The sequence below is a fragment of the Ursidibacter maritimus genome (genome assembly GCF_009761395.1).
Taxonomy (GTDB): Bacteria; Pseudomonadota; Gammaproteobacteria; order Enterobacterales; family Pasteurellaceae; genus Ursidibacter; species Ursidibacter maritimus.
Genome location: NZ_LEKN01000001.1, coordinates 72,586 through 89,366 on the forward strand (window position 1 = coordinate 72,586; position 16,781 = coordinate 89,366).

Sequence of the window (16,781 nt, forward strand, 5' to 3'; positions counted from 1 at the left end):
TCTTAATTGTAAAATTTAGTGCTGATCAAACCGCTTTAACGTCAGTTTAATTAACGTAGTTTTAATGTAACCAAGCCAATTAATACCAACATCAATGTAATAATCCAGAAACGGACGATAACTCTTGGTTCTGGCCAACCTTTTAATTCAAAATGATGATGAATAGGAGCCATTCTAAAAATACGTTTTTGGCGTAATTTGTAAGAGCCGACTTGTAAAATGACCGACAATGCTTCTACAACAAACACACCGCCCATTATGACGAGTAATAATTCTTGGCGAACGAGTACGGCGATTGCACCTAATGCCCCACCGAGAGAAAGGGACCCCACATCGCCCATAAAGACTTGAGCAGGATAAGTGTTAAACCACAAGAATCCTAAACCCGCCCCGACAATCGCCGTACATAAAATAACTAACTCACCGCTATATTTGATATACGGAATATGCAAGTATTGAGCAAAGTTATAGTTACCTGTTGCCCAAGCAATTAAAGCGAAAGCACTAGCCACCATAATAATTGGCACAATGGCTAACCCATCTAACCCATCCGTTAAATTTACTGCATTACTTGTACCGACAATCACAAAATAAGTAAGTACTATATAGAATAGACCAAGCTGTGGCATCACATCTTTAAAGAATGGGACAACTAATTGTGTCGCTGCGGTATCTTTACCTACTGCATACATTCCAAAAGCAGAGATCAAGGCAATCACTGAAAGCCAAAAATACTTCCAACGAGCAATTAAACCATCGGTATTTTTACGGGCGATCTTCCAATAATCATCAACAAAGCCAATAACACCATAGCCAAAAAGTACAAATAGAACAAACCACACATATGGATTAGAAAGATTTGCCCAAAGTAGCGTACTGACGCCAATAGCAAATAAAATCATAATTCCGCCCATCGTTGGTGTTCCACGCTTTTTATAATGGCTCTCGGGCCCATCGTGACGGACTTCTTGACCAAATTTTAAGATTTGTAAGCGGCGAATAACCGTCGGTCCAATCCATAACCCAATAATCAATGCAGTTAAAAGTGCCATAATGGAACGGAAAGTGATATATGACACCACATTAAATACAGTGTGATATTGCACTAAATATTCAGCTAACCAAACTAACATTTGTTAATCCTTAAAAAGAAACATTAAAAGAGTGACATAAAGAGCGAATAAGCTCTTCCATTTTTTGACTACGAGAGCCTTTCGCTAATAAAACAAGCGGTTGTTTTTCTTCTATTTTTTGTAAAATAATCGGCAGTAAGAAGTCTGCCATTTGGTTTTTATCTGTAAAATGATGTCTTGCATTATTGCTAATAACTGCACTTTCTTTACCAAATGAAACCACTAAATCCAGTTCAGCTTTAGCCACAAAATCCGCGACTTCTTGATGACAAGCGGTAGTTTCATCGCCTAATTCCGCCATATCACCCACTGCAAAAATACGAAATGCAGGATAATTCTTCAGAACGGAAACCGCTGATTTCATTGAATCTACATTGGCATTATAGCTATCATCAATCAACAATAAATGTGGATTGATTTCAATCGGGAATAGACGTCCTTTAACATTAGAACGTTGTTCTAACCCCATTTTAATCGCATCGAGATCCGCTCCAACTTCCATTGCTAAAGCACTTGCCGCTAAAGCATTACTGACATTATGTTCACCTAAATAAGGCAGATTGATCTGGACCTCCCCTTGTGGGGAATGTAACGTAAAGCGAGAGCCATTCAAATGTAGCTCAACATTCTCTGCCCAAAAATCAGCATAACTATCTTTATCCTCGCCTGTATAACAAAAAGATTGTAACTCGTGCTCACCAATCTCTTTTTGCCATTGGGGATAATAATGTGCCAAATTCACAATCGCCTTACCGCCTTGTTTTAAGCCACGATAAATTTCTCCTTTAGCTTGTGCAACACCACTTAAAGAGCCAAAGCCTTCTAAATGAGCCGCCGCCACATTATTGACTAAACAAGCATCAGGTAGTGTAATCTCTGCGGTATAAGCAATTTCGCCAATATGATTTGCCCCCAACTCGACCACTGCAAATTTATGCTGTGGTGTAAGACGGAGTAACGTCATCGGCACCCCTAAATCGTTGTTTAAGTTACCAAAAGTGTAAAGCACTTCATCATCACAAGCGGTAACTTTCTGCAAAATTTTTGCAGTCATTTCTTTAACAGTTGTTTTACCCGAAGAGCCTGTCATTGCTACTGTTTTAGGGTTAATTTCTGCCTTTAACCATTTTGCCAACTGCCCTAATGCTAAACGAGTATCTTCTACAATAATTTGTGGTACGGAAAGATTTAACTCCCTTTCCACCACTACAGCGATACAGCCTTGTTCTACAGCCTGTTGAGCATAATCGTGAGCATCAAATTTCTCACCTTTTAATGCAAAAAATAAGCCATTTAACACCGCTTGGCGAGTGTCGGTGCTAATGCTTTCAATCGTAATCTCGCCATTACCGATCAATTTGCCATTTAAAGTTTGGGCGATCTGTTGGGTGGTTTGTTTTATCATGTTATTTTACTTAATACATTGTTTTTATTTAGCGATTACTACTTCCATTCATCTTTGTCAGGCTGCTCTATTAAAGCAGACTGCCAAAACTCAATGGTTTCTGGGTGTATCGCATAATTTTTAGCAATCTCTAAAATACCTTGTTGTAATTGTCTTGCTAATTCTAATTGCCCTAACATTGCAAGACTTTTAATCGTTCTAGTTATTCTTAGTTGATTATGGTTTGTACGGCGAATCCAAAAGTGGTTTATTCTATTACGATCAAGCTCTTCTGCTACAATAACTCGCCCATTCTCTAATTTTAGCCCCCAAAAAGAGAGCATTACATCTAAGGATTTCTGCAAACTATATTGTGCAATTTCGCTTTTCTTAATCTGCCCACAATCGCTCTCGGTCAATATTGGAGCAAAACGATTAGATTTTGTGGGTGTATCCAATGGAAATATCCACTGGATAAAATCATGATTATTCTCTAAATTAAAAATATCAAACGCCCAAATATCTTGGATCGTTCTCCCTTTATGATCAGTACCTTTCTGCTCTAAAAAATCAAGAATCTGACTCATATTACCCCAAAAACTTCTTCGCCCATTCTTGATCGGAGAAATGGTATTTCTTCGTGCCGATAATTTGGTAGTCTTCGTGACCTTTTCCTGCAATCAACACCACATCTTTTGGCTCTGCTTGAGCAATTGCTGTTTCAATCGCATATTGTCGAATGTGCATTTGTTGGACTTTATTCGGCTTTTTAAAACCTTGCATAATATCGGAAAAAATAACATCAGGGTCTTCTGTGCGTGGATTATCATCCGTTACAATAACTTTATCGGCATTTTGTTCTGTAATGCGTGCCATTAGCGGACGTTTTCCTGTATCACGATCGCCACCGCAACCAAAGACACACCATAAGTCACCTTCACAGTGCAAACGAGCAGCTTCCAAGGCTTTTTCCAATGCATCAGGTGTATGTGCGTAATCCACAATAACCATTGGGTTTTCTGCTTGATTTTCTTCACTTACCAAACATTCCATACGCCCACATACCCCATTTAATAGCGGTGCGGTTTCGACTAATTTTTGCAAATCATAGCCTAACGCCAGTAACCCTGCGAACGCAGTAAGTAAATTGCTCACATTAAATGCCCCAATCAATCGGCTGTTTAGTGAGCCATTGCCCCAGCTTGAGGTAAACTCAATGGTGGCACCTTTCAAGGTATAATCGACTTTTGTCACTTTAATCCAACGGCTTTGACTTAACGATATTTGAGGGTTAATACTCACCGCAACGGCATTTGGTAACTGACTTAACCACTGTTGCCCTATCTCATCATCGGCATTAATGACTTGCTGTTTGGTATTAAGTTCATCAAATAAGCGAAATTTTGCTTGAGCGTATTCTTCCATTGTGTTGTGGTAATCGAGATGATCTCGACTTAAATTGGTAAAAATTGCCAAATCAAAATCTAACGCTTCTGCTCGGTATTGAGCTAAACCGTGACTGGAAACTTCCATTGCACAGAAATCTGCGCCTTGTTCAACAAAACTAGCTAAATTGCGTTGAATTTCAATTGCTGAACCAGTGGTATTTACCGCTTCTTGTACTGCACCATATAAGCCATTGCCGATCGTCCCCATTACTGCGGACTTTCCGCCAAGCAGATTACACCACTGAGCAAGTAATTGAGCTGTTGTGGTTTTTCCGTTTGTGCCAGTAATCCCAACTAGTGTTAATTTATGCGAAGGCTGTTGATAGAAACTATCTGCAATAGCAGAGAGATGTTGAGCCAATTTAGGCATTGCAATAACCTTACAAGCGGTACGATCAAGATTATATTTTGCAAATTTGCTATCCAGTTCTGCTTCATCAATGTCATCATCGGCTTCACTTAAGATAATTGCAGCACCTTGTTCTATGGCTTTACTAATAAATTGACGACCATCGACATTATGTCCTTTTAAGGCGACAAACAAGTCGCCTTGTTGTACTTGGCGGCTATCTAGTGTCATCTGATTTAAGGACTTTATTTCCGTCCAAATTGGTAATTCAGGTAAAAAAGTGAGCAAACGGTTCATAATCTTTCTCTCTAATTCGTTTGATGTGGTTTAAGTTCTCTTACTGCTTGGCGAGTTTCTTCTGTAATATTATCAGGTTTAATATTTCTGGATTTTAATGTGTAACCCATAATACTAGAGAATAGTGGAGCCGAAATAGCACCACCATAGTACACACCTGCTTTTGGTTCGTTAATTAATACCACCAAAGCAAAACGAGGATCGCTGGCTGGCGCTATGCCTGCTGTATAAGCAATATATTTTTCTACATATTTCCCTTTTTCTAATTTACGTGCTGTACCTGTTTTAATTGCAACGCGGAAACCATCAACCGCAGCACGATGTCCACCTTCGCCTTTTTGAGCGACTCCTTCCATCATATGTACTACATCACGTGTAATTTTCTCTGGAAGTACCCGCTCTCCAATTACTGGCGGATCAACTTTAGTGATAGACAAAGGACGATAAATACCAAAACTACCTAAAGTAGCATAGGCTCTAGCTAACTGTAATGGCGTAACATTTAACCCATAGCCATAAGACATTGATGCTCTTTCAACATCAGCCCAACGTTTACGATCTCCGTTTGTACCACGTTCTTCGCCCAAACCTAGCCCTGTATCTTTACCAAATCCTACCTTGCTGTAAGTATCAACTAATGCCGATGGTGGCATTCTCAATGCCAAACGGCTTACCCCGATATTACTTGATTTCTGTAAAATTCCAGTTAATGATAGGCTTTCTCTAGGTGCAACATCGGTAATCGTATGACCATTTACTGCAAATGGTCGAGTGTTCAATATTTCACCAGGATAAGTTGCTTTATTATGTAAAGCGGTAAGGACGACTAAAGGTTTTACCGTTGAACCAGGCTCAAAAGTATCAGTAATCGCTCGATTACGTGCTAGCTCAGGTTTAAAATCAGTACGATTATTCGGGTTATAAGATGGTGCATTCGCCATTGCCAAAATTTCCCCTGTCTGAATATCGACCAATACTGCAGTGCCAGACTCTGCTTTATTTTCAATAACAGACTTTTTGATTTCACGATAGACCATTGATTGTAGTTCTTCATCAATACTCAGAATGACATCTTGTGGGGTATATTCTTTCTCATCACTAATACGTTCAATCACGTTGCCACGAGCATCTTTACGAAAAACTTGTTTACCATTTTTGCCTATTAATAGTGAATCAAAGCTTCTCTCCAAGCCTTCCTGACCTTTTTTATCCTCTACATCCGTAAACCCAACTAGCTGAGAGATTTCTTCGCCCATTGGATAAAAACGACGAGATTCCGTTTTAATGACTAACCCTTCAATTTTAAGTGCTTTCGCATAATCAGCAGAAATTTCAGAATGGTGTCGAGAAATATAAATAAAACGTTGCTCAGATGCATCATATAAACGACCGATTACATCTTTATAGCTCATTGATACGCTCTTAGCTAATGCTTGGAGTTTCTCTTTTTCTAAATTTTCTATCTCATTATCCGCTAATACAAAAGCTGAATTTGGATTGTTTCTAACCTTTTCAATCAATAAGTTATAATCAACACCCGTAGAACGAGCAAGCAACGCCCAATAATCTTCACTTTTACTGTTTAAAATAGAGCGAGGATCATATTTTTTTTGTGTTTTATCTATTTTTTGTTTAATAAAATTATTAACACTGGCTTCCATTTTACTGGCCGATACACCAATTTCCATAGAAAGCTTACGCCATCTTTGTTTATCTCGACGTAATAATGAATCAAAATATTCTTTAGGATCCATCGTAATCGAATACATTGGGACACTAATAGAGAGAACTTGCTCATTACGATCGAGAATTTGCCCTCGAGTAAAAGGGATCTCACTTTCACGTAATGAACGTTTATTCGCTTCTTTTATTAAGCGCTCAGAATCTGTTAACTGTAAATAAAAACTTTGACCAAATAAGGCGACCGCCATCGCACCAATAAAAACATAAACAAACCAAAATCGCTTTGGCATAAAACTAGGAATGTTTTTAGATGGTTGCTCTGGTATCTTGTTATTTTCTTTTTTAGGCTTGAATCTCACCGTTTTTTTCATTACTCGTTATCTCACTAAAATAATTTCTTGCTCTTTCTTTACTGCTTGTAGTCCTAATTTACTCGCCACTCCTTCCACTTGAATTCGCTGGCTACGTGATTTTTCTTCTAACTGCAAATGAATAAACTGATTTTGTAATTTATTATTTGTTTGAATCAATTTCCCTTGCTCTGCTGTTAAGAGACGTGTTTTATGTGTTACCCATACTGTTGCGACAGCACTTACTATGACCAATAACAGCAAAAGTAATGCCACTTTGTTATGGCTTGTTAAGTCGTCTAAAATAACTTGACGTAAAGGATAGCGTTCATTCGACATTATCTTTTCTCCGCAATTCGTAAAACAGCACTTCGTGAGCGTGGATTTGCTTCAATTTCAGCATCGCTTGGCATAATAGTTTTACCAATCGTTTTAAGCGGAATGTTTTTATTCAACTCGCTTTCTAAAATAGGCAGACCTTTTGGCACAACTTCGCCTTTGCTATGTTTACGCATAAACTGTTTTACCATGCGATCTTCAAGTGAATGGAAACTAATAATAGATAAACGACCTTGTGGAGCAAGCACACTGATTGCAGAATTAAGTGCTTTTTCTAATTCATCTAACTCACTATTGATAAAAATGCGGATTGCTTGGAAAGTACGAGTCGCAGGGTGTTTATGTTTATCTTTAAAGGGAACGGCATTGGCGACAATATTAGCCAATTCAAGTGTGCGAGAAATCTTTTCAGGTGCAGATTTATTGTAAGAAACCACCGCTTGTGCAATCTTTTTTGCAAAACGTTCTTCACCAAATTCTTTGAGTACCCAGGCTAAATCTTCTACGGAGACTTGAGCCAGCCATTCCATCGCTGACAAACCTTTTGTGGTATCCATTCGCATATCTAAAGGCCCATCACGCATAAAACTAAAACCACGCTCCGCTTCATCTAATTGCGGAGAAGAAACCCCTAGATCCAGTAAAATACCGTTGATTTTTCCGACTAACTCAAACTGCTGACAAATTTCAGGGATTGCCGAAAATGCACTGTGAACAATTTGAAAACGAGAATCTCTAATGGTCTGAGCTTCCGCAATAGCACGAGGATCACGATCAATCGCAATCAATCTCCCTTTTTCACTTAATTGACTTAAAATCAGACGAGAGTGCCCACCACGACCAAAAGTACCATCAATATAAATCCCATTAGGATCAATTGCTAATCCTTCAACGGCTTCATTCAACAGTACGGTAATATGTTTAGGGTTATCACTCATTTTAATTTCCTGCTATTTTTAGCTATCCAATGATTTACAAAGAGAAATTTTGTAACGCTTCGCAAGTTAGCATATCGACTGAGCCACCAATTGCCAAATCTTCAGCAATTTGCTCCTGCCATTGTTTATCTTGCCAAATTTCAAATTTATTTAATTGCCCAACAAGCATTATCTGTTGTTCAAGTTGTGCGTGCTGACGTAAGGTTGGGCTAAGTAAAATACGCCCTGCAGAATCCATTTCACATTCAGTGGCAAACCCTTGCATTACACGCTGAATACGGCGTTGTACTGGGTCAAAATTCGACAAAGAGAGTAATTTTTGCTCAATAATTTCCCATTCGTGTAATGGGTAAAGCAGTAAACAAGGCTGACGAATATCTACTGTGCAAATTAAATGTCCTTGGTGTTTTTCCAATAACTCAGCTCGATAACGTGTTGGAATAGCCAACCGCCCTTTATTATCTAAGCTAATTGCAGATGCACCACGAAACATACTCGTACCTAATAGTTTGATTCTTATAGATTTTATGGCCAAATCACAACTTTCACCACAAAATACCACTTTTTACCACTTTAATCGGAAGATTTTATAATTTTAACCATTTATGAGCAAGCGGTTTTATGAGCTAAATATCAAAAGCATAGTGCAACCGCATATGTTGCCCGTTTTCAAATGGAATCGCGCCAATTCCAAGGATAATAGACACAAGATGGCCAGATTTCGTACTTTCCACTCATCACCTACGGTACATTCACCTTTTTATAAACAACATCCATGATGTTTCGAATACATTGAGCTGACGTGCCTAACTCAACATCTAACTTACTGATATAAAATATAGAGCTAAAGTAGATTAACATTTATGTTATGCCTATAAAAATGAAGATAACTCATTGTAAACTAAAGAAATCCATGCAGAAAAAACTACTTAAATTTTTTGTATTAGAAGTAACAGCTAGCTCAGCAGCTGATTTACTGGAGATAAGTCCTAATTCTGCGGCATTGTTTTACCACAAAATTATTGAGGTTATGCTTTATCATTTATCTTTTGGGACAGATGAAGTATTTGACGGAAAAATTGAGTTAGACGGAACCTATTCGAACGGTCATCGTAGCTTTTTTCTGCATCCTAAAACGACAAGGTCAAGCTATTTACAGTCATTGTTGAAAATAGCAAGAGTGAAACGCTACTCCCTATTATTAAAAAGGAAATTAAGCTAGATAGTGGTGTTTATATGTATAAGATCAAACCTAAGCGGTCAGATCTGCAAAATATTTTGCCTATCCGACCGCTTGTTAATTTTTAGAAGTTCATACTTACAGTATAAGACTCTAAGCCACTTTTTCCATTACACCTAACTACCTCAATTTTAACTTCTTCCCGACCACGATTTTATTTTGTTTAATATCGTTAAGTTGGCTTAGTTTTTCAGGGGTAGTTTTATACATTCTCGCGATAGAATAGAGAGTTTCGTCTTGTTGCACAATATGGAATTTGGCATTGATATCAACTTCTTTCTTACTCTCTTTACTTGATGTTTTTTCTTTAGTCTTTGTATTTCCTTTGGTCGTTTCGTTTGATGTTTTATCTGCTGTTTTTTTAGCTTCAGCTTTATTATTCGGTTTAGCCTGAGATTGCTCTACCTTTTTAGTTTCTTTTGTCTCCGATTTGCTTTCCTTTCTCTCTTTCTTACTTTCGTTTTTCTCAGCATGAATGGCTTTTGGAGATACCTTATAGTATTTACGTTGGTATTCAACTAAACCGTTATAGATAGCTCTAGCAATTTGGCGACGATATGCCAGAGAAGAGAGTTGTTTTTCTTCCGTTGCGTTAGAGAGAAAGCCTGTTTCAACTAAGATAGATGGAATATCAGGCGAACGTAACACGCTCAAACTTGCATGCTGTGGTGCACTTTTGGCTAATTTAGTCACATTGCTCATTTTACTAAGAATCGTTTTACCCAATTCATAACCTGATCGTTGTGAATGGGAAAATTGTAAATCGAGGACGGTTTGGCTTAAATATCGCTCGTTAGCCTGAGCAAGTACAGAACCTGCTCCACCTAGTAATTCAGATTGTTTTTCATGATCTTCTAGCCATTTACCTAATTCATCATTTGCACGACGGTTAGATAGAACCCACACAGATGAACCGCGTAAATTCTCTGAACTTGGCGATGAATCTGCGTGAATAGACACCAAATAGTTGGCTTTATTTTTACGTGCAATTTCTGTTCGATTTGGTAGCTGAATAAAATAATCACCGCTACGAGTCATCACTGCTCGAAAATTGGGATCGGCATCCAGTAGGGATTTTAGCTCTTTTGCGATAGATAAGGTAACATCTTTTTCTTTGATACCTAAAGTTTTCCCCATTGCACCTGGATCTTTTCCGCCGTGCCCAGCATCAATCGCAATGACTGTTTTGGCATAGCTTGTAATGCTAAAAGTAAATAAAGCAACCAACGGTAAAATTTTTAAAAGTTTATGTTTCATTTTATTTCTCAAATAGACTTTACTAAGCGGTTTGATTTGCTAGAAAATTCGCAATAATTGTTTGTCCGATTTCATTTTGTGCTTGTAATTCAAGGTTTCTGCCCGTTTGTGCATAATCAATTTGAATGATGATGTCTGCATTTGGGATCATTCCTTGCCCACGCATTGCCCATTCTAATAAACAGAGTGTTTGTGGGCGGAAGTAATCACGAATACCCATAAATTCTAATTCTTCAGGATCAGCTAAACGATAAAGATCAAAATGATAAAGAGAATAAGGCGGTAGATGATATTCTTCGACTAGCGTATAAGTCGGGCTTTTTACATTCCCTTTATGCCCAAAGGCTTGCACAATATTACGAGTAAGAGTGGTTTTTCCTGCACCTAATTCACCATTGAGATAAATCACTAACCCTTTATCACGATGATTTGCAAAAAAATCTTGGAATGAGACCGCTAATTTGCTAGCAAATTCCAACATTTGTGTTTCATTTTCAAAATAAAATTGTATTTTTGTCATTATTGTCTGCTATTTAATCTAATTTAATAAAATGTTCTCGGTAAAATTTTAATTCTTCAATTGATTCTTTAATATCATCTAATGCTAAATGTGTATTTTTTTTACTGAACTGATTGAGCATCTCTGGTTTCCAGCGGCTTGCTAGTTCTTTTAGGGTGCTAACATCTAGGTGACGATAATGGAAAAACTCTGCCAAATCAGGCATATAGCGATAAAGAAAGCGTTTATCCTGTGCAACGCTATTACCACAAATTGGCGATGCACCTTTCGGTACCCATTTTCTCAGGAAATCGAGAGTTTGTAATTCTGCCGCTCGTTCGGTTAATTTACTTTGCTTAACTCGCTCGACTAAACCATTTTCCGTATGTGTTTTGACACACCATTCGCTCATTTTATTGAGCAGTTCATCAGGCTGGTGGATAGCGAGCACAGGTCCCTCGGCAAGAATATTCAAATCTTTATCAGTAACAATGGTCGCAATTTCAATAATACGCTCTTTTTCAGGATCTAGCCCAGTCATTTCGAGATCGATCCAAATTAAATTTTGTTTATTTTGTTCACTCATTATCATTCCTTAATTGCTGTAACGCTTGATAAACATTCTTTGGCACAAATTGTGCGACATCGCCTTGGTGTCGATAAACTTCTCGCACCATTGTAGAAGAGAGATAACGCAACGCCAATGAAGAGGGTAAAAATACCGTTTCTAATTCATTTTGTAGCTGTTGATTAAGTTGTGCAAGGTGAATTTCATAATCAATATCCGCTCCACCACGAACACCGCGAATCAATGCAGTGGCATTATGATCTTTGGCTAAATCTGCCAGTAAACCACTAAATCCCAGCACAATTACATTATTTAGGTTATGGCAACTTTGCTTAACTAATTCAATCCGTTGTTCAAGGCTAAAAAGCGGTTGTTTACTCGGATTTTTAGCTACGGCAACAATAATGTGATCAAATAACTTTGCAGAACGTTGAATAACGTCCAAATGACCATTGGTAATCGGATCAAAAGTACCTGGGTAAATGACCGTTTTATTCATCTTTATTCCTCTTTAATTCTAAATAAGGCGATAGTAATGCTAAGTGGCGTTTTAACGCCCCTTGATTCTCTTTTAAAACATCATAACCTGCTTGGCTAATTTCTTTACCTAATTCAGGATTTTCCAAGAAATAATTAACGGCATCCGCAAGATCATCGACATTACTCTCAATTTCAACGACTCCATCGACATTACGCAATTTACTAAAGACTTCTGGGAAGTTAAACGTGTGTAAGCCAGAAATAACAGGGAGTCCAAATGCTATCGGTTCAAGTGGGTTATGTCCTCCGTGTTTCACCAGGCTTCCACCAACAAAAGCCACTTGTGCTAAGCCGTAAAGTAACATCATTTCCCCCATTGTATCACCAAGTAACACTTGAGTATTTGGTAAAATACTACGTTGATCTGACCGCTTAACATAAGGTATTTTTATTTTTCTAAGTAGTTCTTCAACATTTGCAAAGCGTTCTGGGTGTCGTGGTACTAAAATCAATAATAGGCTCGGGTGTGCAATTAACAATTTACGATGAGCTTCTAAAATTAGATTTTCTTCCCCTTCGTGCGTGCTACCTGCAATCCAAACTGGGCGACGTAGGTTAAGATTTAAGTGAACCCTGGCCTCTGCTATTGCTTGATATTGCTTTGTAGTTACGTTTAAGTCGAATTTAAGATTACCAGTATTCACTAGACGTTGTGAATCAAAACCCAGTTGAATATAGCGATTTGCACTCACTTCATCTTGGGCTAAAACTAGATCAATCTGATTGAACATTCCCTTTAAATGATTTTTTATCCAGCCATAACGTTTAGCTGATCTTGGCGATAAGCGAGCATTAGCAATCACAAATGGAATATTTTGTTGATATATTTGATCAATTAAGTTTGGCCATAATTCCGTTTCAATCACAATAAAAAGTCGTGGTTGAACAAATTTTAGGAAACGATTGATTGCATCGGGTAGATCATAAGGAAGATAAACATGCGATACACTATTTCCAAAAGCCGATTTTACCCTTTCGGATCCTGTTGGAGTTACTGTGGTAACAGTGATCGCGAGTTCAGGATATTGAGTTTGAATTGCTTTAATCAATGGCGTTGCGGCAATCACTTCACCGACTGAGGCGGCGTGAATCACGATGCCATTCGCTTTAGGTTGTGTTATTTTTGAATAAAATCCGTAACGTTCGGATAAACGTTGACGGTATTCAGGCAAAGTTCTACCACGATACCACATTACCAATAACAGTAGTGGCTGAATAATATAACCAAGTAAAGTATATAAACGGACTAGCATTTCAGTTCCTTAATAACCGATAGTTTTATTCAAATTCCAATTCAACAGCATTCTCACCGAGTAACTCTTTTAGCTTGGTGAGCATGATCTCTTTGGGCGTTACTCGCCACTCAATATCGCCCACTAATAAGGCTCGTCCTTCAGGGCTTTGGTAGTAGAAATGTAAAGGTAAAGTTGAATCTTTATAAGGCTTTAAAATTTCGGTTAATTCTTTAACAAAACTAGCGGTCAGTTGCTCTTGTGAAATTGCAAGTGCAAGGCTTTTGGCATAACGACTTCTTGCTTCATCAAGAGAGAGTAGTTCTCTAGCAGACATTTTTAAACCACCGCTGAAATCATCGTGCTGTATCGAACCGATGGCGATAATAATTTCATCTTTTTGTAATAGATGGCCATAATTTTCAAGTGCTTCTGAAAATAAGGTTATATCGAGTTTTCCTGACCTATCTTCAATGGTGGCAATACCAATGCGACTTCCTCTTTTGGTTACCGCAATACGAGATGCCATTACCATTCCTGCAACACAAGCTGTTTGTCCGCGATAAGTTGGCTGTATCTCATTTAAACGAGCAGGGGCATAATGAGCAAGTTCTTTTAAAAAACGTCCAACTGGGTGTCCACTTAAGTAAAGTCCTAAGGTTGATTTTTCGCCTTCTAAAATAGCTTGTTCACTGAGTTTTGGGGTATTTGCATAGGCATTTTGAACTTCTTCTGGCGTTTCGGTAAGCACCCCAAACATATCACTTTGCCCTAATGCTTCCATTTTTGAATGTTGATCTGAAGCTTTTAGTGCATCTTCTAAATTCTTTAACAAAGCGGCTCTATGTGGGCCTAATTTATCAAAAGCCCCTGCCATTATTAAGCCTTCAAAGGTTCGGCGATTGACTTTTCGTAAATCAACTCGAGCAGTGAGATCAAACAGATCTTTAAAAATACCCCCTTTATCACGCGCTTCTAAAATCGCATCAACAGGTGCTTCGCCAACCCCTTTAATTGCCCCTAAACCATAGACGATCTCACCCTTTTCATTCACACTAAAGCGGTGTTTTCCTGTGTTAATATCAGGCGGTACAACTGTTAGTCCCATATTGATACATTCATCATAGAAACCAACAATTTTATCTGTATTGTCCAACTCTGATGTCATTACCGCCGCCATAAATTCAGCAGGATAATGGGCTTTCAACCACAGTGTTTGATAAGAAACCAACGCATAAGCAGCCGAGTGAGATTTATTAAAACCATAACCCGCAAATTTTTCTACCAAGTCGAAGATTTTCATTGCCAATCCGCCGTCAATGCCGTTTTTGATCGCCCCTTCTTCAAAGGTGGAACGTTGTGCTGCCATCTCTTCAGGTTTTTTCTTACCCATTGCACGCCGTAATAAATCCGCACCACCCAATGTGTAACCAGCTAATACTTGTGCGATCTGCATTACTTGTTCTTGGTAAACAATAACCCCGTAGGTTGGCTCTAAAATCGGTTGTAATGATTCGTGTTGATACTGTGGATCAGGGTAAGAAACAGGTTCTTTGCCGTGTTTACGATCGATAAAGTTTTGCACCATTCCAGACTCTAGCGGGCCTGGTCGGAATAATGCAACCAATGCAATAATATCTTCAAAACAGTCTGGTTTGAGACGAGAAATTAAATCTTTCATCCCCCGAGATTCAAGTTGGAATACCGCTGTGGTTTTCGCCTTGAGTAACAGCTCAAAGGCTTTTTTATCATTAAGGGGGATGCTTTCAATTCGAACAGGCTCTCTCCCTTCTCGTGCAAGGCGTTGGTTGATCATCTCCAACGCCCATTTAATAATCGTTAAAGTGCGTAAGCCCAAGAAGTCGAATTTTACTAAGCCTGCATACTCAACATCATTTTTATCAAAGTGAGTAACAGGGTGTAGCCCTTCTGAATCACAATACAGAGGTGAGAAATCGGTGATGGCAGTGGGTGCAATTACCACGCCACCTGCGTGTTTCCCTGCATTACGCGTTACCCCTTCAAGTTTGCGAGCCATATCAATTAAGGCTTTCACTTCTTCATCGGTATCATATAATTCAGGTAATTTCGGCTCTGCATCAAAGGCTTTTGCGAGGGTCATTCCGGGATCAGGCGGAATCAATTTAGAGATACGATCCACAAAGCTATAAGGGTGCCCTAATACCCGCCCTACATCACGAATTACTGCTTTGGCTGCCATCGTACCAAAGGTAATAATTTGTGAAACAGCTTGTCTTCCATAGGTTTCGGAAACGTGTTCAATAACACGATCTCGTCCATCCATACAGAAATCAACATCAAAATCGGGCATTGAAACCCGCTCTGGATTGAGAAAACGTTCAAAAAGCAGATCAAACTCAAGGGGGTCAAGATCGGTAATTTTTAATGCATAGGCAACTAATGATCCTGCCCCAGAACCACGTCCAGGACCAACAGGAATATCGTTATCTTTTGACCACTGGATAAATTCCATTACAATCAAGAAGTAACCTGGGAACCCCATTTGGTTGATGACATCTAACTCAATTTGCAATCTTTCATCATAAACCGACCGCTTGTTTGATCGTTCTTCAGGATCGGGAAAGAGAAACTCAAGGCGTTCTTCCAAGCCATCTTTCGATTTCTTGACTAAGAAATCTTCGACAGATAACTCGCCCGTTGGGAAATTCGGTAAAAAGTATTCCCCTAAACGAATCGTTACATTACAGCGTTGCGCAATTTGTAGCGTATTTTCAATAGCTTGAGGTAAATCGGCAAATAATGCACACATTTCCGCTTCAGTACGGAAATATTGTTGGGCGGAGTATTTTTTGGGACGTTTTGGATCGTCTAAAGTATAGCTATCGTGAATAGCTACTCGGATTTCGTGAGCATCAAAATCATCTTGGTGTAAAAAAATGACATCATTGACAGCAACAACAGGAATTGCAAATTTTTGAGCAAAAACCACCGCTTGTTGAATATAGCGTTCTTCATCGGTTCGCCCAGTGCGGCAGAGCGAAAGATAGTAGTGTTCGGCAAAATGTTGTTGATAAAATTGAAGTAACTGTTCCGCTTCTGCCAAATTTTCTTTAAGTAAGGCTTTGCCTACATCACCATTACGCCCACCAGATAGCACAATGATGCCTTCATTTAACTCGGCTAACCACGCCTTTTCAACCACAGGGAATTGAAAGTAACCTTGTTGATAAGCCTTTGAAATTAAAAGAGTAATATTATGATAGCCAACATTATTCTTTGCCAGTAGTGTTAGTTCAAACAACTCATCACTTTCTGGATCAGGGCGAACCATTATATCCACCCCGACAATCGGCTTCACCCCAGAACTCAATGCTTCTCCATAAAAACGGACTAAACCACAGAAGTTGGTGAAATCAGTTAATGCCATTGCCACCATATTATTCGCAACGCAAGTTTTGACTAACGGTTTAACTTTCGCTAAACCGTCAATCATCGAGAAATCACTGTGAACTTTTAAATGGACAAAGCGTGGTTGTGACATT

At 38.7% G+C, this 16,781-nt stretch carries 14 protein-coding genes and 1 pseudogene; 1 reads left to right on the forward strand and 14 read right to left on the reverse strand.

From position 1 onward, the window contains the following. Nucleotides 1–50: 50 nt before the first annotated feature. From mraY to mraZ, 8 genes are read right to left on the reverse strand one after another with little or no spacing between them, the layout of a single operon-like run. Entirely contained in the window at nt 51–1,133 is a 1,083-nt protein-coding gene (mraY, locus tag A1D26_RS00365; RefSeq protein WP_157402159.1) for a phospho-N-acetylmuramoyl-pentapeptide-transferase, read from the reverse strand. Nucleotides 1,134–1,143: 10 nt separating this feature from the next. Continuing rightward, nucleotides 1,144–2,538 carry a UDP-N-acetylmuramoyl-tripeptide--D-alanyl-D-alanine ligase gene (gene murF, locus A1D26_RS00370; RefSeq protein WP_157402160.1) on the reverse strand — a complete coding sequence of 465 codons (1,395 nt, stop codon included), beginning with the start codon at nt 2,536–2,538 and terminating at the stop codon, nt 1,144–1,146. Nucleotides 2,539–2,576: 38 nt separating this feature from the next. Next, complete coding sequence (locus tag A1D26_RS00375) at nt 2,577–3,104, reverse strand: opioid growth factor receptor-related protein (RefSeq protein ID WP_157402161.1); 528 nt, start codon at nt 3,102–3,104, stop codon at nt 2,577–2,579. A 1-nt stretch (nt 3,105) separates the two neighbouring features. After that, on the reverse strand, nt 3,106–4,611 hold the full coding sequence (gene murE / locus A1D26_RS00380) for a UDP-N-acetylmuramoyl-L-alanyl-D-glutamate--2,6-diaminopimelate ligase (RefSeq protein WP_157402162.1): 1,506 nt from the start codon (nt 4,609–4,611) through the stop codon (nt 3,106–3,108). 11 nt (nt 4,612–4,622) lie between these two features. Next, the gene (locus A1D26_RS00385) at nt 4,623–6,665 is read right to left on the reverse strand and encodes a penicillin-binding transpeptidase domain-containing protein (RefSeq protein ID WP_157402163.1); all 2,043 of its coding nucleotides are present in this window, start codon (nt 6,663–6,665) and stop codon (nt 4,623–4,625) included. Between the two features lie 6 nt (nt 6,666–6,671). Then, nucleotides 6,672–6,986 carry a cell division protein FtsL gene (gene ftsL / locus A1D26_RS00390; protein ID WP_157402416.1) on the reverse strand — a complete coding sequence of 105 codons (315 nt, stop codon included), beginning with the start codon at nt 6,984–6,986 and terminating at the stop codon, nt 6,672–6,674. Further along, a complete protein-coding gene (rsmH, locus tag A1D26_RS00395; RefSeq protein WP_157402164.1) occupies nt 6,983–7,921 on the reverse strand; it encodes a 16S rRNA (cytosine(1402)-N(4))-methyltransferase RsmH in 939 nt (312 codons plus the stop codon). Before rsmH ends, ftsL begins: the two co-directional genes overlap by 4 nt. A 34-nt stretch (nt 7,922–7,955) precedes the next feature. After that, nucleotides 7,956–8,414 (reverse strand): division/cell wall cluster transcriptional repressor MraZ, encoded by a 459-nt coding sequence (mraZ, locus tag A1D26_RS00400; protein WP_157402165.1) that lies wholly within the window; start codon nt 8,412–8,414, stop codon nt 7,956–7,958. A gap of 387 nt (nt 8,415–8,801) precedes the next feature. On the opposite strand from mraZ, the pseudogene A1D26_RS09510 reads away from it, so the two are divergent. Next, nucleotides 8,802–9,157: pseudogene (locus A1D26_RS09510) on the forward strand (IS1595 family transposase); the annotation flags it as partial. A gap of 124 nt (nt 9,158–9,281) precedes the next feature. On the opposite strand, the gene A1D26_RS00410 reads toward A1D26_RS09510, so the two are convergent. From A1D26_RS00410 to dnaE, 6 genes are read right to left on the reverse strand one after another with little or no spacing between them, the layout of a single operon-like run. Further along, a complete protein-coding gene (locus tag A1D26_RS00410) occupies nt 9,282–10,418 on the reverse strand; it encodes an N-acetylmuramoyl-L-alanine amidase (RefSeq protein ID WP_157402166.1) in 1,137 nt (378 codons plus the stop codon). 22 nt (nt 10,419–10,440) lie between these two features. Further along, nucleotides 10,441–10,938: a tRNA (adenosine(37)-N6)-threonylcarbamoyltransferase complex ATPase subunit type 1 TsaE gene (gene tsaE, locus A1D26_RS00415; protein ID WP_218958683.1), complete on the reverse strand. Its 498-nt coding sequence runs from the start codon at nt 10,936–10,938 to the stop codon at nt 10,441–10,443. A gap of 13 nt (nt 10,939–10,951) precedes the next feature. Beyond that, complete coding sequence (gene orn, locus A1D26_RS00420; RefSeq protein WP_157402167.1) at nt 10,952–11,503, reverse strand: oligoribonuclease; 552 nt, start codon at nt 11,501–11,503, stop codon at nt 10,952–10,954. Further along, nucleotides 11,496–11,984, reverse strand: coding sequence for a pantetheine-phosphate adenylyltransferase (gene coaD, locus A1D26_RS00425; RefSeq protein WP_157402168.1), 489 nt, complete (start codon nt 11,982–11,984; stop codon nt 11,496–11,498). Before coaD ends, orn begins: the two co-directional genes overlap by 8 nt. Further along, the gene (waaA, locus tag A1D26_RS00430; protein WP_157402169.1) at nt 11,977–13,278 is read right to left on the reverse strand and encodes a lipid IV(A) 3-deoxy-D-manno-octulosonic acid transferase; all 1,302 of its coding nucleotides are present in this window, start codon (nt 13,276–13,278) and stop codon (nt 11,977–11,979) included. Before waaA ends, coaD begins: the two co-directional genes overlap by 8 nt. 25 nt (nt 13,279–13,303) lie before the next feature. Continuing rightward, entirely contained in the window at nt 13,304–16,780 is a 3,477-nt protein-coding gene (gene dnaE / locus A1D26_RS00435; RefSeq protein WP_157402170.1) for a DNA polymerase III subunit alpha, read from the reverse strand. Nucleotide 16,781 lies beyond the last annotated feature (1 nt).